Origin of the sequence: Vibrio algicola, from assembly GCF_009601765.2 — a bacterium.
Lineage (GTDB): Bacteria > Pseudomonadota > Gammaproteobacteria > Enterobacterales > Vibrionaceae > Vibrio > Vibrio algicola.
Genome location: NZ_CP045699.1, coordinates 1,725,535 through 1,746,545 on the forward strand (window position 1 = coordinate 1,725,535; position 21,011 = coordinate 1,746,545).

General features: G+C 43.1%; 19 protein-coding genes. 11 read left to right on the forward strand and 8 right to left on the reverse strand.

Annotated elements, in window-relative coordinates; all coding sequences use genetic code 11:
* The first annotated feature begins 164 nt into the window (after window positions 1-164).
* From bepA to GFB47_RS07945, 4 genes are all read left to right on the forward strand, one after another.
* On the forward strand, window positions 165-1,616 hold the full coding sequence (gene bepA, locus GFB47_RS07930) for a beta-barrel assembly-enhancing protease (protein WP_153447499.1): 1,452 nt from the start codon (window positions 165-167) through the stop codon (window positions 1,614-1,616).
* A 97-nt stretch (window positions 1,617-1,713) separates the two neighbouring features.
* A complete protein-coding gene (gene arsC / locus GFB47_RS07935) occupies window positions 1,714-2,064 on the forward strand; it encodes an arsenate reductase (glutaredoxin) (RefSeq protein WP_153447500.1) in 351 nt (116 codons plus the stop codon).
* On the forward strand, window positions 2,061-2,684 hold the full coding sequence (wrbA, locus tag GFB47_RS07940; RefSeq protein WP_153447501.1) for an NAD(P)H:quinone oxidoreductase: 624 nt from the start codon (window positions 2,061-2,063) through the stop codon (window positions 2,682-2,684). Before arsC ends, wrbA begins: the two co-directional genes overlap by 4 nt.
* A gap of 179 nt (window positions 2,685-2,863) precedes the next feature.
* A complete protein-coding gene (locus tag GFB47_RS07945; protein WP_153447502.1) occupies window positions 2,864-3,292 on the forward strand; it encodes a DUF2069 domain-containing protein in 429 nt (142 codons plus the stop codon).
* 224 nt (window positions 3,293-3,516) lie between these two features.
* Here GFB47_RS07945 and GFB47_RS07950 read toward each other — a convergent pair whose 3' ends face one another.
* Complete coding sequence (locus GFB47_RS07950; protein ID WP_153447503.1) at window positions 3,517-5,595, reverse strand: DUF4962 domain-containing protein; 2,079 nt, start codon at window positions 5,593-5,595, stop codon at window positions 3,517-3,519.
* A gap of 257 nt (window positions 5,596-5,852) precedes the next feature.
* Window positions 5,853-6,779, reverse strand: coding sequence for a LysR family transcriptional regulator (locus tag GFB47_RS07955; RefSeq protein ID WP_153447504.1), 927 nt, complete (start codon window positions 6,777-6,779; stop codon window positions 5,853-5,855).
* Between the two features lie 125 nt (window positions 6,780-6,904).
* On the opposite strand from GFB47_RS07955, the gene GFB47_RS07960 reads away from it, so the two are divergent.
* The 3 genes from GFB47_RS07960 to GFB47_RS07970 all read left to right on the forward strand — a co-directional run bounded on the left by GFB47_RS07960 (window position 6,905) and on the right by GFB47_RS07970 (window position 10,395).
* Window positions 6,905-7,924, forward strand: a complete 1,020-nt coding sequence (locus tag GFB47_RS07960) for an NADP-dependent oxidoreductase (protein WP_153447505.1) — start codon at window positions 6,905-6,907, stop codon at window positions 7,922-7,924.
* 241 nt (window positions 7,925-8,165) lie between these two features.
* Complete coding sequence (locus GFB47_RS07965; RefSeq protein ID WP_153447506.1) at window positions 8,166-9,317, forward strand: iron-containing alcohol dehydrogenase; 1,152 nt, start codon at window positions 8,166-8,168, stop codon at window positions 9,315-9,317.
* A gap of 457 nt (window positions 9,318-9,774) precedes the next feature.
* On the forward strand, window positions 9,775-10,395 hold the full coding sequence (locus tag GFB47_RS07970) for a glutathione S-transferase family protein (protein ID WP_153447507.1): 621 nt from the start codon (window positions 9,775-9,777) through the stop codon (window positions 10,393-10,395).
* A gap of 55 nt (window positions 10,396-10,450) precedes the next feature.
* Here the strand turns inward: GFB47_RS07970 and GFB47_RS07975 are convergent, their stop codons facing one another.
* Both GFB47_RS07975 and upp read right to left on the reverse strand, forming a co-directional pair.
* Window positions 10,451-11,665: a DUF2066 domain-containing protein gene (locus GFB47_RS07975; protein WP_178306464.1), complete on the reverse strand. Its 1,215-nt coding sequence runs from the start codon at window positions 11,663-11,665 to the stop codon at window positions 10,451-10,453.
* 208 nt (window positions 11,666-11,873) lie between these two features.
* Window positions 11,874-12,500, reverse strand: coding sequence for a uracil phosphoribosyltransferase (upp, locus tag GFB47_RS07980; RefSeq protein ID WP_153447509.1), 627 nt, complete (start codon window positions 12,498-12,500; stop codon window positions 11,874-11,876).
* 230 nt (window positions 12,501-12,730) lie between these two features.
* On the opposite strand from upp, the gene purM reads away from it, so the two are divergent.
* Window positions 12,731-13,771 (forward strand): phosphoribosylformylglycinamidine cyclo-ligase, encoded by a 1,041-nt coding sequence (gene purM / locus GFB47_RS07985; RefSeq protein ID WP_153447510.1) that lies wholly within the window; start codon window positions 12,731-12,733, stop codon window positions 13,769-13,771.
* Window positions 13,772-13,889: 118 nt separating this feature from the next.
* On the forward strand, window positions 13,890-14,546 hold the full coding sequence (purN, locus tag GFB47_RS07990; protein ID WP_153447511.1) for a phosphoribosylglycinamide formyltransferase: 657 nt from the start codon (window positions 13,890-13,892) through the stop codon (window positions 14,544-14,546).
* 261 nt (window positions 14,547-14,807) lie between these two features.
* Here the strand turns inward: purN and GFB47_RS07995 are convergent, their stop codons facing one another.
* Window positions 14,808-15,641, reverse strand: a complete 834-nt coding sequence (locus GFB47_RS07995) for a class II glutamine amidotransferase (protein ID WP_153447512.1) — start codon at window positions 15,639-15,641, stop codon at window positions 14,808-14,810.
* Between the two features lie 72 nt (window positions 15,642-15,713).
* Window positions 15,714-16,295: a D-sedoheptulose 7-phosphate isomerase gene (gene lpcA / locus GFB47_RS08000; protein ID WP_153447513.1), complete on the reverse strand. Its 582-nt coding sequence runs from the start codon at window positions 16,293-16,295 to the stop codon at window positions 15,714-15,716.
* Window positions 16,296-16,631: 336 nt separating this feature from the next.
* Between lpcA and fadE the strand changes: the two genes are divergently transcribed.
* On the forward strand, window positions 16,632-19,127 hold the full coding sequence (gene fadE, locus GFB47_RS08005) for an acyl-CoA dehydrogenase FadE (protein WP_153447514.1): 2,496 nt from the start codon (window positions 16,632-16,634) through the stop codon (window positions 19,125-19,127).
* Between the two features lie 270 nt (window positions 19,128-19,397).
* On the opposite strand, the gene GFB47_RS08010 is transcribed toward fadE, so the two are convergent.
* Both GFB47_RS08010 and dnaQ read right to left on the reverse strand, forming a co-directional pair.
* Window positions 19,398-19,649 (reverse strand): DUF2999 family protein, encoded by a 252-nt coding sequence (locus tag GFB47_RS08010; RefSeq protein ID WP_153447515.1) that lies wholly within the window; start codon window positions 19,647-19,649, stop codon window positions 19,398-19,400.
* Between the two features lie 53 nt (window positions 19,650-19,702).
* Window positions 19,703-20,452, reverse strand: a complete 750-nt coding sequence (gene dnaQ, locus GFB47_RS08015) for a DNA polymerase III subunit epsilon (RefSeq protein ID WP_153447516.1) — start codon at window positions 20,450-20,452, stop codon at window positions 19,703-19,705.
* A gap of 68 nt (window positions 20,453-20,520) precedes the next feature.
* Here dnaQ and rnhA point away from each other — a divergent pair, with 68 nt between their 5' ends.
* Window positions 20,521-20,991 carry a ribonuclease HI gene (gene rnhA, locus GFB47_RS08020; protein ID WP_153448188.1) on the forward strand — a complete coding sequence of 157 codons (471 nt, stop codon included), beginning with the start codon at window positions 20,521-20,523 and terminating at the stop codon, window positions 20,989-20,991.
* Window positions 20,992-21,011 lie beyond the last annotated feature (20 nt).

The window sequence follows — 21,011 nt, forward strand, 5'->3', positions numbered from 1 at the left end:
TTTAAGTTAACGATACCCAAAGTATTTGGAGTTGCAGTCCGTTATAAAGAACGAAGTGCCGCTCTAAGTGAAACGGGTATATTGTATATGAAAAAGAAACCAAGTGACGAATTTGGCATCTTAAATTTATCCTAACGGTCAGAAATGGATTTTATATAGTCAATATGCAGCGATTTTTACGTACCACTGTCGGTATTGTGCTCTCAGCACTACTTTGCACCCAAACTTTAGCCTATGCCGATCAAGATTTACCTGATATTGGCACCACAGCCGCCGGCACCTTAACCATAGATAAAGAGCTAGAGTATGGCGATGCTTACATGCGAATTTTGCGTGCCAGTAGCCCTATTATTAGCGATCCTGTTATGGATGAATATATTGGTAACCTTGGTCATCAATTAGTCGCCCATGCAAATAACGTCAAAACCCCTTTCCATTTTCACTTGATCCGCGACCGCAGTGTTAACGCCTTTGCCTTCTTTGGTGGTTATGTCGTAGCCAATACTGGGCTGTTTTTGCACGCCAATAATGAAAGCGAATTAGCGTCGGTTTTTGCCCATGAGATCTCGCACATTACCCAACGACATTTAGCTCGACACATGGAAGCGCAAGCCCGTAATACGCCTTTAACTATTGCGGCGTTAGTCGGTTCACTTCTATTAGCTATCGCGTCACCGGAAGCGGGTATTGCCGCATTGAATGCGACCACGGCCGGTTCTATGCAAGCCAGCATTAACTACACTCGTTCTAATGAGCAAGAAGCCGACCGATTTGGCATTGCTACTTTAGCGCGTGCCGGTTTTAACCCTAAAGGCATGCCGGATTTTTTTGGTCACTTAGCCGATCAATATCGCTATGCCAGCACCCCGCCCCCGATGCTATTAAGTCACCCCTTACCGGCGGCGCGTTTAACCGAAGCTCGAGACCGTGCCAATAACTACCCAAGAGTGTCACTGCCGGTATCATTGAATTTTCATTTAGCCCAAGCCCGCGTGATTGCACGTTATGCCAATATAGACTCTGATCGCTCGCTTGATTGGTTTGCCCGTCATTTAAAAAAATCCAGCCCGATCCTAAAACCCACCATTGAATATGGCGAAGCGCTGGTTTATATCGATACCGGAAAGGTCGCTAAAGCGGAAGCCATCATGAAGCGATTATTGGCCAATGATCCTTATAATAATTTTTATTTGGATGCCGCATCCGATCTCTATTCGAAGAAAAAAGAATACAACACAGCGCTTAATTTGCTACAAAAAGCGCTGCAAAGAAAACCCAACAATGCGGTATTAACCATAAATTATGCCAACATCTTGATGGAAGCACAGCGGAGTAAAGAAGCCATCCCTATCTTGCAGCGCTACACCCATAGCAACCCTGATGATACGGTTGGTTGGTCATTGCTAGCCGATGCTAATGCCAGTATTAGCAATGAAAAAGAACAATTGGCAGCTCAAGCTGAATTATTTGCCTTGCGCGCCGATTGGAATAAAGCGATAAAGAATTATACCCGAGCCAGTCAAATGGCCACATTAGGCAGTTTAGAACAAGCAAGATACGATGCCAGAATCGATCAATTGCGTTTTTCTCAACAACGCTTTGCTGCTTTAAAATAACGTCAATGGCACTTTAAAAGAACATTAATGTAATCCGTTAAGTTTGTTTTGCTTATGAGCATCGACATTTAACATCACATGAATTTAAGGAATAAATATGTCTGTCACTATCTACCACAACCCACGCTGCTCAAAAAGCCGTCAAACGCTTGAATTGTTAACCGAGCAAGGTATTGAGCCACAAGTAGTCAAATACTTAGACGATACCCCAAACATAGAAGTCTTAAAAACCATTTTCCAACAATTAGGCTTAGCAAGCGTTCGCGGTATGATGCGCACCAAAGAAGATGAGTATAAAGCGTTAAATTTGGGCGACAGCAAGGTCAATGATGAAGCGTTATTTGAAGCCATGCAACAACATCCAAAACTGATTGAACGCCCTATTGTTGTCAAAAATGGCCAAGCCCGTATCGGACGACCACCAGAGCAAGTGCTTGAGATTTTATGAGTACTGAACCGACCCGCATTCTGGTGCTGTATCACAGCCGACATGGCACCACTTTGCAATTGGCACGTCAAATAGCCCGTGGGGTTGAATCGGTCACAGGTTGCCAAGCGCTACTTCGCACTGTGGCAGAAATAACAAGTATAGAAAGTGAAATAGCGCCACGCGATCACACTACCAGCAGCGATCCTGTGATCAGGCTTGAAGAGTTAACCCATTGTGATGGATTAGCGTTAGGCAGTCCGGTTTGGTTTGGTAACATGAGCGCAGCAATGAAGCACTTTTGGGATAACACCACCTCATTATGGGTGTCCGGCAGTTTAATTGATAAACCAGCTTGTGTGTTTACCTCATCCTCTTCGCCTCATGGTGGACAAGAAACCACCCAGCAATCAATGATGTTACCTTTGTTTCATCATGGCATGATGGTGATGGGCTTACCATATTCTGAACCCGACTTACACACCAGTTCGCAAGGTGGCACTCCTTATGGTGCTAGTTCAATCAGTGGTGATCCTGTCAATCACGGTGGCATCAGCTTAAACACGCAAGTCAAAACACTCGCGTTTGCACAAGGACAACGTTTAGCGACGATTGCTAAACGGTTAAAAGTATTAAATTAAGTTTCTAACTAAGTGTTTCTCAGCAAGTGCTTCTAAGAATATTGTTGATTACCAAAAGACGTTTAAACCGTCCATGGGGACTTGGAAAAGAACATCCATGTTCTTTTGACACTTTTCTCCATTAACAATATCGATAGAAGCGTATTGATATAATCTTTCATAGTTATTACAAGGCAGTTATGACTCAGATTACTCACTCTCGACCGTCGCGCTATTTCGCCCTTATCAGCTACCTTTGTTTGGTGAGTTGGGTATTGGCTTGGCATGCGTTTATCTCCCCTCACCCACACATTAATTATATCGGCTTAACGGTAGCGTGGATGATCCCCTTACTTTTACCATTAATCGGCATTCTTAAAGGCAAACCCTACACCCATGCGTGGGCCAACTTTATTTTGATGTTCTATTTTCTGCACTCTTTAACAGTGTTGTATCTTGATGAAGGAGAACGCTGGTTAGGGGCAGTCGAATTGCTATTAACTTCCTTAAGCTTTGTGGCTAATATTTTATATGCTCGCCATAAAGGTAAAGCATTAGGCTTAAAACTGACGCGCTTATCGATCGTAGAAAAACAAGAAAAAGCACGTTATGAGTCTGAGATAAAGTAAGCAACACAAACAATAAAAAAGACCATCGTTAACTAAAAATAATAGTTAACGATGGTCTTTTTATTTGGAGCGATTAGATATAATACCAATTTCATTTAATATTTGATCAATTTGAATACGCCGAAAAGACGCTGAACCGTCCTTGCTCGCTTGAGAAAAGGCCATCCATGGCCTTTGACACTTTTCTATGTACTCAATTTTGAACCATCATTAAATTTATGGAATTACAACTCAATCGTTACCGTTTCGCCGTCTACCGTAAGTTCAAGCGAATTGCCGATGACTTGATGAGACACTTCAACTTGCGCACCATTGTTCTTATTAGGAACCAATAACGTTAGGATGTTGTGCTCTTTGGCCGCTTTAAATTCAACTTCAACGTGACGGTGAACTTCTAAGTCTTTAAATTCGTACGGGTCTACTTCACCAAAGCCTTCAACATTTTTAATTGAAACAATGTTATCTGGATTTTTATTGATAAAGTTAACATCTAAATGCGCTTTTTCACCACGGATAGTAAAGGATTTTTCCGCGACTTCATTAGTGAATGTAGTGTGCATCAACCAAGTCATGTCTTGCTCAGACTTCAGTGTCGCTTTGTCTTGCATCACGAATACTTTGCCTTTCACAAACCAAATTTTACGTTTGTAAGATTCTAGATCTGGCACGAAGTAAGCGTAAGAACTAGTGGCATCACCTTCAACAAATTTCACCTCTGATTCAGTGTCGAAATCGGTAATGTTGCCACCGGCTTCAATGCAGAAACGGTCTTGGTGAGCTTCGAAATTAGTATTCTTATTCTCGCCGTACTGACCTTTGCCACCAAATAACGGTAAGTTTTTAGAGAAAGTATGACGACGCCATTTAGTGTGCATATCCACACCGAAACCGCCGTAGTAACCGGTAACCGATGCTAATGTTTCACCAAAGGCATGCAGTGTGAACGCATTTTGATCCGCATGTGAGTGGCTAATCGAACCAAATGGGCTGCACTTGAAGACCATATGGATATGCTCATCACGTTCAGTCATTTTGTTGTGGAACGCCGCCCAACCCGTAATAGGGAAGACTTTCAACAATGGATCGTTTGATGGTGCTTGTTCTTCAGGCGCATCCCAAAGAATGTTGAAACGAAGATCATCATAACCAAAGTCCCACCAACCGAAGTTGTAGAATTTAGTATGCGCTTCTGTATCACGTGCTTTTAATTGATTGTAGTACCAAACGTATTCTGGTTTTTGGTTAACACCAGCGTAATGCTTAATGTTATAAGCCAATTTAAGACCAGGGAAATCACCAATGGAAGACTGATCACAAAAGCTAGCACGCTTAGAGTGAACTGGCATGCAATATAATGGGAAGTCGCCGGTGTTTTCATAGAATGTCTTATTAAACATATCAACGCCACAGTACGCTTTCAATAGATCGAATGCTTCGCCTAAGAATGCGGTTTGGGTATTCCAGTAGTCAGGACCTTCAGCCCAACCGCCATCTTCACCGCCCCATGGCGGGTAATGGACAGCGTAGTACTCTAACGCGTAAGCAATGTATTCACCGGCTTTCGGGTGATCATGGTATAGCGCAATACAAGTCGGAATAATGGCAGAAGAAATTGAACGAACACCATGGCTGTTAAGTGGGTTAGCCAATAGGTCTATCGTCACTTTCAGGTGATGCATTATTTCATCTAAACGAGTCACAAGTGCGTTACGTACGATTTCAAGCTCTTCTTCCGTGAAGTAAGCGTGTAACCAGTCATAACCCCATGCCATCGCTGCGATCACGCGGAACGCGGCTTCATCATTGTAACCACGAGAAGTCACACCATCTGGATCATAAGTCGCCAGTTTTAGGGTCCAAGCTTTCGCTTTCGCAATAATGGCTTCGTCTTCTTTCACGATACCCGCAATGGATAAGTTACGGGTTGCATTCATCGCCATTTGACAATCAACGTACATTTGACGCCAGTAAGGACGCCATAACGATGCTTTTCCTACCGTTTCTTCTGGGTAAGGTTGCGGCTCGTCGTACGGCGCTGTCTCTAAGAATTTAGCCGTAGAATTATTGAAGAAATCATCGAACATGCAAAAAGAATCATCTTGCTTCACTTTAGCTTTAAATTCTGCAAGATCTTTTGATTGAACCAAAAGACGTGGGCGTGCTTCGCTTAAGGTATCCAGAAAAGATAAATCGAAATCGCGTTTCTGAACTTCGATCGGCATTAAATCAACAAGGTTTCCTGCTGATGTGTCGTTTTCTAGCTTGATCTTCCTGATCGCATCAAGAGATTTTTGGTTGCTCATGCGGACTCTCTTATTCAATAATAAAATTTAAAAAATAGGTGATAAATACCAATTAATCTTATTGTAGTACAAAATAAGCAAGCAAGTAAAATACACCCTTCAATTTTAGATTAAAACTGTGATGATCCCCTCAACCAAGTAAGTGGGATCTACCTTCATCATTTAATTTTTTCGCATAATATGATGCGTTAAGAGGCCACTTCAAGATCTTCTCCCCTTTTACCAAGCGTAGTAATTAGATAATTACTACGCTTAGATTAGAAACAATTCCCTTCTAAGCAACGCTGAGTGATCACTTGTTGCAGTTGTTGCCGTAACCAGCGATGGGCAATATTGTTATGCTGCCTTGCATGCCACACCATATAGTAAGTGAAAGGTTGCATATCTAATGGTGGTGGCACGATCACTAAATCTAACGCTTCTGCCATGTGCGCCGCTAAACAGCCGGGTAAGGTGAGCAATAAATCCGTTTTTGCTACCGCATGAGGCGCAGCAGTAAAATGTGGCATCCGTAGTGCGACATGTCTTTTATAACCCAGCTTTGCGAGTGCCACATCAATGGTGCCGAGGTGATCGCCGCCCATGGTGATCAAAGCGTGTGAAGCTTGGCAATAACGCTCTAAGGTTAACTCTTGCCCCGCTAACGGATGATCTTTTCGCATCACGGTGACTAAACTATCTTGGCCGAGCTTTTGCGCATAGATATCGGCCGATACGGCGCCAGCCAAGCTACTAAAGCCAAGATCGGTTTCCCCCTGCGCTAACATCTCCATCAAGTTCGGTTGGCTATTTAAACATTGAATTCTCATGTTTGGCGCTTGTTCAAATAATGATTGGAACACCGGAGGCATAAACACTTGCGAGAAAAAATCCGTCATCATAAAGCTAAATTGGGTGGTCGCTTGCAGCGGATCAAATTCGGCGGGTGTTAATAAAGATTCAGCATCTTGTAATAAACAGTCTAAGCTTGTGGCAAGACTTTGCGCGCGCTCGGTAGGCAATAATCCGCCTCGATTGCGCACAAACAAAGGATCGCCAAATTGATGACGCAAACGCTGCAATGTTCGACTCATAGCAGATTGAGTCACATTTAATTGGATCGCCGCTTTGGTCACGCTGCGAGTCCGTAACAACGCTTGCAATGCCACCAGTAAATTTAAATCCACTTGATTGAGTTTTGACATTTATGATCCTAAGTCATTTCTATAATTAATTTCATGCATTAGGAATATAATACTTACCGGTCTATTATACCAACTCAAATTTACTTCCTTCTTATTGTATTTTTGCCCTAAATAACGAGGTCACCATGTCAGTAAACACTATCACCAGTCGCGGTTATGCTCTCAAGCAACGTCCAAATGGAATGCCAACACCGGACTGCTTTGAACTACAAACTGAAACCTTGCCTTCACTTTCTCAAGGTCAATTCATTATTAAAAACTTGTGGTTATCGGTTGATCCTTATATGCGTGGCCGCATGAGTGATGCTGAAAGTTACGTCCCACCATTTCAACTTGGTGAATTGATGCAAGGTTCAGCGATTGGTGAAGTCATCGAATCGCAACATCCAGACTTTAAAGTCGGTGATAAAGTCAACAGCATGCTAGGTTGGCGTGAATATGCCATTTCAAACGGCGATATGGTGCAAAAATTACCGGCAACTTCATTACCAGAGCAAAGCTTTTTAGGCGTTGCCGGCATGCCTGGTTTAACTGCTTGGGTCGGTTTAAATATCATCGGTGAAGTAAAACAAGGCGATACTGTTTTAGTGTCTGCCGCATCTGGCGCAGTCGGCAGTTTAGTTTGTCAGTTTGCAAAAATTAAAGGTTGTCGCGTGATCGGTAGTGCTGGTAGCGCCGAAAAAGTCGAGTGGTTGAAATCACTCGGTGTTGACGCGGTGATCAACTATAAAGACTACAATAACGCAGCAGAATTAGAGGCCGCATTAGCCGAACATTGTCCGAATGGCGTTGATGTTTGTTATGAAAACGTCGGGGGTGATCATTTAGAGGCCGCGTTAAATTTATTAAACCGTTACGGTAAAATGGCGGTGTGCGGAATGATTGATTTATATAATCTTTCCGATGCTAAAGCCGGTCCAAACAACTTGGCTAACATCGTTAAGAAAAGCTTAAAAATTCAAGGTTTCATCGTGTCTGATCATTGGGAGCATTACCCAAGCTATGTGGCACAATTAAGCCAATGGGCGGCAGAAGGCAAAGTCAGCTGGAAAGAAACCACTCGCCAAGGTATTGAATCAACACCCGATGCTTTCTTGGGTTTATTCAAAGGTGAGAATATCGGCAAGATGCTGATCCAACTTTAATTAGTCCTTGTATTTGAAACTGCATATTTATGAATATATGCTCATTCACCTTAATCATTTAAACAATAAATTTTATTAGTAAACGGTCTATCATTCCCCAAAGTAATTGATGTTGCAGTGCGGCGGCAAGTAAACGAAGCCCCATGAGCTTAGCTCGTCTAAGTGATTGGGGTGAGTGAACGTAACCAACAAAGCTGCAGCTTCAAGTACGAAGGGGATAATCGTTCTACAGGAGCAATACATGAACAACTTTAGTTACCAAAACACCACAGAAATTCATTTTGGCCAAGGTCAAATCGCCGCGATCGCTAACAGCATTCCAAAAGATAAAAAAATCTTAGTGACTTACGGTGGCGGTTCTATCAAAGGTAACGGTGTTTACGATCAAGTCGTTGCGGCGCTTAGCGAACATAACTGGGATGAATTTTCTGGTATTGAGCCAAACCCACAATACGACACACTAATGAAAGCGGTTGAGCGTATCCGCGCGGAAGGTTTTGACTACCTACTTGCGGTTGGTGGTGGTTCAGTAGTTGATGGCACTAAATTTATTGCCGCAGCAGTCAGCTACCAAGGCGAAGAAGAGTGGGATATCTTAGCCAAACAAGGCAAGATTGAATCAGCATTGCCATTAGGTTGCATCATGACGCTACCAGCAACCGGTTCTGAAACCAATATCGGCGCTGTGGTTACTCGCGGTAAAGAAAAATTAGCATTTATGCACCCTTCTGTGCGACCTCAGTTTGCGGTTCTTGATCCTCAAACGACGCTTAGCCTTTCTGAGCGTCAAACCTCAAACGGAGTAGTGGATGCCTTTATCCACGTAATGGAGCAATATCTAACTTACCCTGCAAACGCAAAAATCCAAGACCGTTTTGCGGAAGGTATTTTGCTGACATTGGTCGAAGAAGGTCCTAAATTAATGACCGATCTACAAGACATCGAAGCACGTACTAACGTGATGTGGGCGGCGACTCAAGCGCTAAGTGGTTTAATTGGTGTTGGTGTTCCTCAAGATTGGGCTACCCACATGATTGGTCACGAGCTAACCGGTAACTTTGGTGTGGATCATGGTCGTAGCTTAACCATTATACTTCCTGCCATTATGCAAGTATGTCGCGCAGAGAAAAAAGCGAAATTACTGCAATATGGTGAACGTGTATGGAACATTACTGAAGGATCTGATGACGCGCGTATCGATGCAATCATTACAAGAACCAAGCAGTTCTTCATTGATATGAACACGCCAGTATCATTAAGTGAAATTGACCTAACTCAAGCGGATATTGATACCGCAATGGCAAGCTTAGAAGCACACGGCATGACTAAACTTGGCGAGAATGGTTCTATCGATTTAGAGCGTTCACGTCAAATTTATCAAACTGCGCTATAAGCCAATATTACGCTTAAGCAATTAGGGGCAGTTGATCTTTCGTGTTTTTTTTTGCTGCGAATTGTTGGATTTTTATACAAGGAAGAGGCTTTGTGGTGTAGCTGGCTACACGAAAAGCCGATGACGAAGTAGGAAAGACCAACAAACGCAGCCCGAAGGGTTCGGCTAAAAGCCTTTTACTCTTCGTTAAGTCTCATTTACTTAGAATAATTAGGCTTCAATCGACTTTCCTCGATTAAAAGGCTTTTATCTCGAACAAAATTTAATCACGAAAGATCAACAGCCCCTAATCTAACGATAAAAAATATCAAGGTTCTGATTAGCATCTAAATCTTGATTTCTCTCTTATGGTGCATGTAACGACAGTCCACTGCCAATACATCCCCTAGCACCATAAGAGAGTCTTTTTATACGCAGAGCCACAGAGAAACACCTCACATTCGACAAGGATATCACTATGATCACCCTGCATCATTTAGCTCAATCTCGCTCAAAACGTATCATTTGGTTATTAGAGGAGCTACAAGTTCCTTATGAAATTAAAGCCTATCAACGTGATCCACAAACCCACTTAGCTCCAGTTGAACTTAAACAGATCCATCCACTCGGTAAGTCTCCAGTTATTCAAGAAGATGATTTAGTATTAGCTGAATCGGGCGCAATTACTGAATACTTGGCAGAAAAATACGCCGCAAATTTGTTAGTTCCAGCTAAAAACACTCCAGAATATGCCCATTACTTACAGTGGTTGCACTTTGCTGAAAGCTCTGCTGCATTGCCTCTATTAATGCATTACTTGGTTCAAATTGACGGGAGTAAACCGCCGTTCTTGAGTGGTTACAGCCTAAAAGAATTGCATTTAATTCTTGGTTATTTAAACGATCATTTAGACAACAACACTTGGCTTGTGGGTGATCAATTTACCGCCGCCGATATCTTATTGTCTTTCATTATTGAAACCGCTTATAAACTTGAGCAACTTACCAACTACCCGGTATTACAACAATATCTGGCCGCTTTACATCAACGTCCTGCGGCAGAAAAAGCACAACAACTAGAAAAACAGCACCAGATTTAAACCCAAAAGGGAGCCATATTAAGGCTCCCTTTTGTTGAACTATCACTTCAAGCGATTACTCTTTTATATCAAACCACAACTGATTATCATCTTGCGTTGGCTGTGATGAAGGCTCTTTGGCAGGCGTTGTTTGCTTCGCATTTATTGCTGTTGCATCTGCGCTGACTCCATCAGCAACTGCCGCTTCGTTTCCTGATGATTGCTCTTGTGTTACTGACTCTTGGCTAGCATCCTGTTGTGTTAATTCATCTGAAGCGACAGGGGCTTGGATTTGAGTCAATTGCTGTTTATTTACCGCTTCTTTTTTAAACTCTTCAACATCCGACAATAAATCAATTTTAAACACAATATTATCGCCTTGGATCTGGTGAACTTGCACAGCCGCCACACTGCTTAACCCTTTCAACATACGCTCTAAGGTAAAGAAATTTTGAGCCGAATTAATACCATTAAAATGGCCAAGTAATGAATCATCCGATGCTTGGTTTACCGCCACTTTATTTTGTTTGGCATAATAAGCACTCACTTGCACAATCGCATTATTGATACTGTCTTGAAGGGACCCTTCGGTTGAGCCGGTGACAGGTTCACGTTGTGTAGTCGCAATTTTATTGGGTGCAATATCATGCAAAGCCCAATCAACCTGAGCGCCATCACCCATTCGGGTCACTTTAAGTACCAATACCCCATCCACTGGATAACGTTGGCTAGCTTTGGCTAACGGTTGATCAAAACTGCCCCATAGCTCGGGCGCAGTAATATGGGTCATATCATCCATATCACCTAAAGGCAGCGTGATAGGTAAACCGGCTTTTAAGCTTGAGGCTTGCAAAGGCGCGATACTATCAAGGCCAGACTGTTCCCACCCAATTTGACGCTCAAAGTTTTGATCTTCAATCACCCACACTAAAACATTATTACGTAACTGGGGCCAAAAAATAGCATGCGCTTGAGACAATAATGATTGCACTGGCTCGGGGCTAAAATCCATCACCATGCTTGGAGTGTCATCCATACTGCCCGATTCAAATTGAGCAAGGTAATCGGAAGGATCGGTGAGTGCTTTTTTTACTACCGCATTATTAATAATCTTAGTATCGCCTGAAGCTTTAATTAATACCTGCTTTAATCCTTGCGCCCATGCCACTGTTTTGGCATTTTTCACATCCGTCATGGGTACTTCGACATGATAAATATCGACTTTCGTTTTAGCATACGCTGCTGAGCTAAACGCCAGTAAGCATAGAAAAGATGTGAGTATGTAACGCATAATAAACCTGTCAAAGATCATAATGAGACAGGATAAGCCCATCATCATTAATGAGAAAAAAGAATTAAATACAACCGATAGTGCTGAGTCGCTTTATATTCTACTTTAATTTTAGTTAGACCGCAGTGAAAGACATAAATTCAAACATAAAAAAGCGCCTCTATTTAGAAGCGCTTCAATAAGCTATTGAGCAGAAATAATTTTCAGATTATTGAGTACCGAAAATTTTATCACCAGCATCGCCCAAACCAGGAACGATGTAGCCTTTGTCATTCAATTTCTCATCAATCGCGGCCGTATAAAGTTCGATATCTGGGTGCGCTTTTTCTAATGCTTCCAGACCTTCTGGCGCTGCCACCAAAACCAATACTTTAATGCTCTGACAACCATGTTCTTTCAATAAGTCGATAGTTGCGATCATAGAGCCGCCAGTTGCCAGCATAGGATCAACCACTAAAGCAATACGCTCATCAATGCTAGAGGTTAACTTGTTGAAGTATGGGATTGGCTCAAGAGTTTCTTCATCGCGGTAAACACCGACAACCGAAATACGCGCACTTGGCATGTGTTCTAATACACCATCCATCATGCCTAAACCAGCACGCAGAATAGGTACAACCGTTACTTTTTTGCCTTTAATCTGATCGATTTCTACTGGGCCATTCCAGCCTTCAATCGTCACTTTTTCAGTTTCAAAATCAGCGGTTGCTTCGTAAGTTAACAAGCTGCCCACTTCTGTTGCCAATTCACGGAAACGTTTAGTGCTAATGTCATTTTCACGCATCAAACCAAGTTTATGTTTCACCAGTGGGTGCATTACTTCTACAACTTTCATGTCCAACTCCATGCTTAAATTTTTACAAACGCGTTGATTATACTGCAAAGCGGTCAAATTGCATTGTTCTATCTCTATTTATTCGGTAAAAAAAGGCCATAAAAAAAACTGACGCAAACGTTTTCCTTTTCACTTCATCCCCTGTTAGAATAGCCCCGTTTTTCACCTGAAACGAAATATTTTAAAACCTATATTTTAAAGACAACCTAATTAAAGGCGAGGATTTCTCTGTGAGTGGTAACAATTCATCTCTAAGCTACAAAGACGCTGGTGTTGATATTGATGCAGGTAACGCATTAGTCGATAAAATTAAAGGTGTAGTGAAACGTACTCGTCGCCCTGAAGTAATGGGTGGCATCGGTGGTTTTGGTGCGTTATGCGAACTGCCAACCAAATACAAACAACCTCTTCTAGTATCGGGTACTGATGGTGTAGGCACAAAACTACGCTTAGCACTGGATATGAAAAAACATGACACCATTGGCATCGATTTAGTGGCCATGTGTGTCAACGACCTGATCGTACAAGGTGCAGAACCCCTCTTTTTCCTCGATTACTACGCCACTGGCAAGCTAGATATTGATACTGCGGCCGAAGTGGTTACTGGTATTGGCGAAGGTTGTATTCAAGCAGGTTGTGCATTAATCGGTGGTGAAACCGCTGAAATGCCAGGCATGTATGAAGGCGAAGATTATGACGTCGCAGGCTTTTGTGTTGGCGTAGTTGAAAAAGCGGACGTTATCGATGGCACTAAAGTCGCACCAGGTGATGCATTAATCGCAGTAGGGTCGAGTGGCCCACACTCAAATGGTTACTCGTTAGTTCGCAAAATTCTTGAAGTTTCTCAAGCTGATTTAGCCGAAGACTTAAATGGCCGCACTATTGGCGAGCACTTAATTGAACCAACTAAAATTTACATCAAATCCGCCCTTAAAATGATTGCAGAGCATGACATTCATGCTATCTCACACATTACAGGTGGTGGTTTCTGGGAAAATATCCCACGCGTATTACCTGAAGGCACTAAAGCGGTGATCGATGGAAACAGTTGGCAATGGCCGGCTATCTTCTCTTGGTTACAGCAAAAAGGTAACGTTGATACCTTTGAAATGTACCGTACCTTTAACTGTGGTGTCGGCCTTATCGTGGCATTACCGCAAGACCAAGCACAAGCAGCCGTTGATTTACTCAACGCTGAAGGTGAAAACGCTTGGGTTATCGGCGCAGTGGCTACGGCTGAAGCTGGTGAAGAGCAAGTCGTTATTAACTAATCGTCGTTTTTTGGTAATAGTCGCTTTGGTTATTCAAATATGACGAGATTAGGCCCTTAGCTTTTCGGTTATTAACTGATAAAGTCTAAGGGCCTAATTTTATCTGCAAGGTTATCTCATGAAAAAGATTGTTGTTGTTATCTCAGGTTCAGGCAGTAATTTACAAGCCATCATCGATGGATGTGAATCCGGTTCAATCCAAGCGAATGTGTGCGCGGTATTTTCTAATAAACAAGATGCCTATGGTCTTGAGCGCGCTAAAAAACATGGTATTGATGGCCATTTTGTTTCCGCTCAGCCCTTTTTAAAAGCCGATGGCAAATCCGATCGCCAAGCATTTGATGCCGAGTTAATGAAACAAATCGATGCTTATCAGCCGGATGTGATTATTCTTGCCGGTTACATGCGCATTCTCAGCCGTGATTTTGTGACCCACTACTTAGGCAAAATGCTCAATATCCACCCTTCTTTGCTACCAAAATACTCGGGGCTTCATACTCACCAGCGCGCCATTGACGCCGGTGATAGTGAACACGGTACTAGCGTACATTTTGTAACCGAAGAATTAGACGGCGGGCCTGTTGTTCTGCAAGCCAAAGTACCGGTATTTGAAGATGATACCGCCGATGATCTTGCCGACCGTGTATTAGTTCAAGAGCATCATATTTACCCACTGGTGACCAAATGGTTTGTCGAGGAGCGTTTAAAAATGCAAGGCGGGCAAGCATATCTAGATGGTAAGGTGCTTGGATTACATGGCTACGCCGAAGATTAAAATCCCCCACTTAAAAATGGATCAATTTGAATACGCCGAAAAGACGCTGTCCCATCCTTGGACGTTTGAAAAAGGCCATCCATGGCCTTTGACACTGTTCTCTGTATCCAATATTGATCCATCATAAAATGATTGCCATTGGTGTGATTCGAATCTGTAAGCCATTTATTACGCCCAAAAATACAAAAGCTCGATCACATCATGATCGAGCTTTTATTATTTTTGAGTTATCCGATCCCAAGGCTGAAACCAGAGTGCGACCTAATCACCACAAGGGGACGCTTTGGGTGCAAACGGCTGATCAATCAAATCTAAGCTGTTATCTAAAATCAGCTCACCGAATTGGAAGACACCGTATTCACTTGGTTTCATTTTGTGCCACCGTTCGTTATCGGTTAATGGCTGAGTGGCGATCACCGACACCACATCATTGGGGGTGGTTTCTTGCTGAAAATCGATGGTGACTTCTTCATCAATTAATGAGGCTTTACCAAAAGGCGCGCGGCGAGTGATCCAATGCAGATTATTGGTGCAATACATCATCACAAACTCACCATCGCTCAGCAGCATATTAAACACGCCTAATTGCTTAAGCTCATCGCAACACGCGGCGATAAATTGAAACACTTGTGGCATTTGTCTGGCATGAGGCGGCTCAGGGTATTTGTCTTCCAGTTGCTTTAATAGCCAACAAAAAGATTGCTCACTGTCGGTTTCACCAATTGGACGATGTCGCCCGGTTTGCAAATCATCATAACCACTCAACTGACCATTATGGGCAAAGGTCCAGTTTTTTCCCCATAATTCACGGGTAAACGGATGGGTGTTTTCTAAATTCACTTCACCCCGATTAGCTTGTCGAATATGGCTGATCACTGCACAACTTTTAATCGGATAATTTTGCACCAGTTCTGCGATCTTTGAATGGCAACTCGGCTTAGGATCTTTAAAGTTTCGGCAGCCTTTGCCTTCATAAAACGTGATCCCCCAGCCATCACTATGAGGACCGGTTTTTCCACCGCGCTGGATCAAACCGGTAAAGCTAAAGCAAATATCCGTTGGTACATTAGCACTCATGCCAAGTAGTTCGCACATCCAAATTCCCTTTTATTATTATACCCGTCTGATTTTGGGTACATAAACTTAATACCTTTTCAAACTGGCGATTTAAGCTTGTTCCATTTCTTTTTCAATCAACTGGATCACGATATGAATGATCTTAATATGGATTTCTTGGATCCGATCGGCGTAACCAAAATGCGGTACACGAATTTCAATATCCGCAACACCCGCCATTTTGCCGCCGTCTTTACCCGTTAAAGCAATCGACTTCATGCCTTTGGCTTTAGCCGCTTCCATCGCCTTTAAGATGTTGGCTGAATTACCCGATGTCGACAAACCAAATACCACATCGCCTTTCGAACCGACCGCTTCTAAATAACGAGAGAATACATGGTCATAACCAAAGTCGTTACTAACACAAGACAGATGACTTGGATCTGAAATAGCGATACCAGGATAACCTGGGCGGTTTTCACGATAGCGACCGGTGAGCTCTTCGGCAAAATGCATTGCATCGCAGTGTGAACCACCGTTACCACACGATAACACTTTGCCACCTTGCTTAAAGGAATCGGCAATCATTTTTGCTGCCGCCTCAATTTGTTGTAGGTTTTTGTCATCGCTTAAAAAAGCATTGAGTACGTCAGCCGCTTCCGCTAATTCACTTCGGATCAAATCTTGATACATATATTTCTCTCTTGTTGAATGCTCTCTTTTAGGCAAAGAGGATAGAGTTCAGCCTTTATACCCAGTCACTTTAGATACAGGCTCATTTTATTGTTATTTCTTACTATTATTAGAGTGTACCTATAAAGCTGAAAGCCTGTCGACCAAAAGTCCGCTATTTTTGTTTCAAGAAGATTTTCAGCGCTAAATAAAAATTTTTCTGCTTGAGATCACTTTTCAGATACATTGCTATTTTACATTTTATCAACAACTCCATTACAATGGATCTATCTGGTACGACCACTTTTATCATTCAGTCTAAAAATGGTCTGCGACATCATAATAAGGAATATAACGATGACCATCTTATTCACGCTTATCCTTGCCTTTGTAGCGCTTGGTATTTGTCTCTATCACCGCCGTTCACAACGTGTCACTTTGGCTGTGGTAGGGATTATTTTTGCAGCCGCAACACTGCTGACGGGGACCACCCCAGTGTTGTTTGTTTTATACCTTATTGGCTGCGGGCTCATTGCCATCCCAGCCGTACGTCGCCGCTTGTTTAGCCAACCGACATTACAAGTTTTCCGGAAAATTCTACCGGCGATGTCGCAAACCGAAAAAGAAGCAATTGATGCAGGTACCGTATGGTGGGAAGCCGAGCTATTTAAAGGCAAGCCTGATTGGAGCAAGCTGACCGATATTCAAGCGCCGCAATTAAGCGCTGAAGAACAAGCCTTTATTGATGGCCCAGTCAATGAAGTGTGCCGCATGACCAACGATTATGAAGTCACCCATGAACTGGCGGACTTACCACCAGAAGTATGGCAGTACCTCAAAGATCATAAATTCTTTGCCATGATCATTAAGAAAAAATACGGCGGCTTAGAATTCTCCGCTTACGCTCAATCGATTGTGCTACAAAAACTGACCGGCGTTTCAGGGGTACTCTCCTCGACCGTTGGCGTACCGAACTCTTTAGGCCCTGGCGAGTTACTTCAACATTACGGCACTACCGAGCAACAAGATCACTACTTACCTCGCCTAGCAGAAGGCAAAGAAATTCCTTGTTTTGCATTAACAAGCCCAGAAGCTGGCTCTGATGCAGGCGCCATTCCCGATTACGGCATTGTATGTAAAGGTCAATGGCAAGGCCAAGAAGTGTTAGGCATGAACCTGACTTGGAATAAACGCTACATTACCCTTGCTCCAGTGGCGACGGTATTAGGTTTGGCGTTTAAATTACAAGATCCAGATGGTTTATTGGGGCTTAAAGATGAAGCAGGCGAAACCAAGAAAGATATTGGTATCACTTGCGCCCTGATTCCAACCGATATGGAAGGCGTAAAAATAGGTCGACGCCACTTCCCACTGAACGTTCCTTTTCAAAATGGTCCCACGCAAGGCGACAATATTTTTGTGCCTTTAGATTTCATCATCGGTGGCCCAGATATGGCAGGTCAAGGATGGCGCATGCTAGTGGAATGTTTATCAGTGGGTCGTGGTATCACCTTACCTTCCAACTCAACCGGTGGTACTAAAAGCGCCGCATTGGCAACCGGGGCTTACGCTCGAATTCGCCGTCAATTTAAACAACCGATCGGACACATGGAAGGCATTGAAGAGCCACTAGCACGTCTGGCGGGTAATGCTTATATGATGGATGCTGCGAGCCAATTAACCGTTGCAGGAATTGATTTAGGCGAGAAGCCATCGGTTATCTCTGCAATTGTGAAATACCACTGTACCCATCGCGGCCAACGCTGCTTAATTGATGCTATGGATATCGCCGGCGGTAAAGGTGTGTGCTTAGGCCCTGCCAACTTCTTAGCGCGTGGTTACCAAGGTTCGCCAATCGCGGTAACGGTGGAAGGCGCGAACATTTTAACCCGTTCAATGATCATTTACGGACAAGGCGCGATCCGCTGCCACCCTTATGTACTGGCAGAAATGGATGCCGCACACTCAACTGAACGCAATGCTCTCGCCCGTTTTGATAGCGCATTATTTGGTCATATCGGCTTTAGTATGAGTAACGCCGTTCGCAGTTTATGGTTGGGTATTACCGATGGTCGCGGCTCAGACTCGCCAGTGCCAAACGATCCTAATTTTAACGGCGTAGTGCACGACCAAATCAAAGGTTATTACCAAAAACTTAACCGTTACAGTGCCAATATGGCGTTGCTATCGGATGTATCGATGGCAGTACTGGGCGGATCACTGAAACGTAAAGAGCGTTTATCGGCGCGTTTAGGGGATGTATTAAGCCAATTGTACTTAAGCTCAGCCACTCTAAAACGTTTTGAAATGGAAGGTTATCAAGAATCCGATTTACCCCTGGTGCATTGGAGTGTACAAGACAGTTTGCGCCAAGCCGAAGAGGCAATAACCGAACTATTGCGTAACTTCCCATCGCGCAGTGCGGCAACTTTATTACGCGTGCTTATTTTGCCACTAGGAACCGTGCGCCGTGCGCCAAGTGATGCACTAGATAACCAAGTGGCGCAAATTCTACAAACGCCATCGGCCACTCGTTCTCGTATCGGACGTAATCAGTATCTTGAACCAAGTGAGCATAACCCAGTAGGAAAAATTGAATTTGCATTAGAAACCATTCTAAAGGCCGAGCCTATTTTCGATGCTATTTGTAAAAAAGCCGAAAAACGTCGCCCATTTACCCAATTGGATAAAGTGGCGCAACTAGGTTTAGACAACGGCTGGATCAGCGAGCAAGAAGCACAAGTACTACGCGATGCCGAGACAGTACGTTTAGAAACCATCAACGTGGATGATTTTGATCCAAGTGAGTTAATAGTAAAAAAGCCGAGTAAGCCATTGAGTCAAGTGGCTTAGAAATAGTGACATAAGCTAGAAGCTAGAAGCTAGAAGCTAGAAGCTAGAAGCTAGAAACTAGAAAAACAAAAGCACGAACCCCTTGATGTGGTTTCGTGCTTTTTAGTATCAAGTTTCAGGATGATACCAATTCCATAAATTTAATGATGGTTCAAAATTGAGGTCAAATAAAAGTATCAAAGGCCATAGATGGTCTTTTCTCAAGCGACCAAGGACAGAGCTGCGTCTTTCGGCGTATTCAAATTGATCAAATATTAAATGGAATTGATATTACTTTTGCAATTGATCTTTCGCCGCTTCCACTTTTGAAAAATCTAAACCTAGCTCATTCACCGCTTCTTTCAGCAAGGCAGGGTTTTGCATGACTTGCGCCATTAACATTTGCAGTTGATCTTGCGGTAAACCCAATTGACTAATGGTTGCCATTGCCGCCATTGGGTTTTGAGTCATGATTTCAAACAATTCACGAATTTGCGCATCTTGGATATTGTTTTCTTTTAACATTGCAATAATTGGGTTCATTGTGGCATTACCTTTTTGGGGTTATTTTTTGGGGATTAATAGCTTTAATTGGATTAATCGTTAACAACCGTTTCACGCCATAAACAAGCGCCTTTTTTGGCTACCAAGTCTAAACGTTCTTCATGTTGTTGTTGCTCTTCTTCACTGGCTTTTAATACTCGCAAAACGCGATCGGCCGATACACGGCGAATGGTTTCACCCACCCCGCCGTCTTTAGACTGACCCGCATTAAATTGCATGCTGGTTTGTCCGCCGGTCATCAGTAAATAAACGTCGGCTAGAATTTCGGCATCGAGTAACGCGCCGTGCAAAGTACGATGCGAGTTATCGATACCGTAACGATCACATAAAATGTCGAGATTATTTCGTTTTCCAGGGAAGATTTTTTTCGCCATTGCCAAGGTATCGGTAACCTTGCACAATTCTGCGGTTTTCTCATTGCTGCCATTGAGTTTGAATTCATAATCCATAAATCCGGTATCAAAGGGCGCATTGTGAGCAACTAATTCAGCGCCACGGATAAACTCAATAAATTCTTGATGGATCGCTTTATATTGTGGTTTATCGACCAAGAATTCATCGGTGATACCATGCACCCCAATGGCTTCAGGATCACTTTGACGATCCGGTTTAATGTAGCAATGGAAATGACGACCCGTCAGTTTACGATCAATAATTTCAACCGCACCAATTTCAATGATCCGATGGCCTATATAAACCGGCCCACCTTCGCGGTTCATACCCGTGGTTTCGGTATCCAGAACAATGATGCGGTCATGAGATGAATTGGTACTGGTATTCATAATAAACTCTGTGTCAGACTATGAGGGTTTTAAGCCCCAGATAAAAATTAAGGTCACTATAGCAAATGATAACGAAATACGTTGAGATTTTCACTGATGGTTCTTGTTTAGGCAACCCCGGCCCTGGCGGTTATGGCATTGTGCTGCGCTATAAAGAACAAGAAAAATATTTATCTGAAGGTTTTCAACTGACCACCAATAACCGCATGGAAATGATGGCGGCGGTGGTAGCGTTAAAATCACTCAAAGAGCCCTGCAAAGTAACGCTTACCACCGACAGTCAATATGTGCGTAAAGGCATTACTGAGTGGATCCACGGCTGGAAAAAAAGAAACTGGCAAACCGCGGCCAAAAAACCGGTTAAAAATGTCGATTTATGGAAAGCATTAGATGCTGAAACCGCCCGCCATGAGGTTGAGTGGAAATGGGTCAAAGGCCATGCAGGTCATCGAGAAAATGAAATCTGTGATGATATTGCGCGTGCCGCCGCCGAATCGCCAACTGCTGAAGATACTGGCTTTGAGCGGAGTGATAAGTAGTAAAGCTTAGTTCCGAGGAC

Bases quoted from the DNA above. Each gene is read 5' to 3' on its own strand.
- lpcA (WP_153447513.1), bottom strand. From the start codon at position 16,295: ATGTATCAAGATTTGATCCGAAGTGAATTAGCGGAAGCGGCTGACGTA.
- GFB47_RS07995 (WP_153447512.1), bottom strand. From the start codon at position 15,641: ATGTGCGAACTACTTGGCATGAGTGCTAATGTACCAACGGATATTTGC.
- GFB47_RS07955 (WP_153447504.1), bottom strand. From the start codon at position 6,779: ATGTCAAAACTCAATCAAGTGGATTTAAATTTACTGGTGGCATTGCAA.
- GFB47_RS07975 (WP_178306464.1), bottom strand. From the start codon at position 11,665: ATGCGTTACATACTCACATCTTTTCTATGCTTACTGGCGTTTAGCTCA.
- GFB47_RS07965 (WP_153447506.1), top strand. From the start codon at position 8,166: ATGAACAACTTTAGTTACCAAAACACCACAGAAATTCATTTTGGCCAA.
- GFB47_RS07960 (WP_153447505.1), top strand. From the start codon at position 6,905: ATGTCAGTAAACACTATCACCAGTCGCGGTTATGCTCTCAAGCAACGT.
- GFB47_RS08010 (WP_153447515.1), bottom strand. From the start codon at position 19,649: ATGAACCCAATTATTGCAATGTTAAAAGAAAACAATATCCAAGATGCG.
- GFB47_RS07950 (WP_153447503.1), bottom strand. From the start codon at position 5,595: ATGAGCAACCAAAAATCTCTTGATGCGATCAGGAAGATCAAGCTAGAA.
- upp (WP_153447509.1), bottom strand. From the start codon at position 12,500: ATGAAAGTTGTAGAAGTAATGCACCCACTGGTGAAACATAAACTTGGT.
- dnaQ (WP_153447516.1), bottom strand. From the start codon at position 20,452: ATGAATACCAGTACCAATTCATCTCATGACCGCATCATTGTTCTGGAT.
- GFB47_RS07970 (WP_153447507.1), top strand. From the start codon at position 9,775: ATGATCACCCTGCATCATTTAGCTCAATCTCGCTCAAAACGTATCATT.
- fadE (WP_153447514.1), top strand. From the start codon at position 16,632: ATGACCATCTTATTCACGCTTATCCTTGCCTTTGTAGCGCTTGGTATT.
- wrbA (WP_153447501.1), top strand. From the start codon at position 2,061: ATGAGTACTGAACCGACCCGCATTCTGGTGCTGTATCACAGCCGACAT.
- GFB47_RS07945 (WP_153447502.1), top strand. From the start codon at position 2,864: ATGACTCAGATTACTCACTCTCGACCGTCGCGCTATTTCGCCCTTATC.
- arsC (WP_153447500.1), top strand. From the start codon at position 1,714: ATGTCTGTCACTATCTACCACAACCCACGCTGCTCAAAAAGCCGTCAA.
- purN (WP_153447511.1), top strand. From the start codon at position 13,890: ATGAAAAAGATTGTTGTTGTTATCTCAGGTTCAGGCAGTAATTTACAA.
- bepA (WP_153447499.1), top strand. From the start codon at position 165: ATGCAGCGATTTTTACGTACCACTGTCGGTATTGTGCTCTCAGCACTA.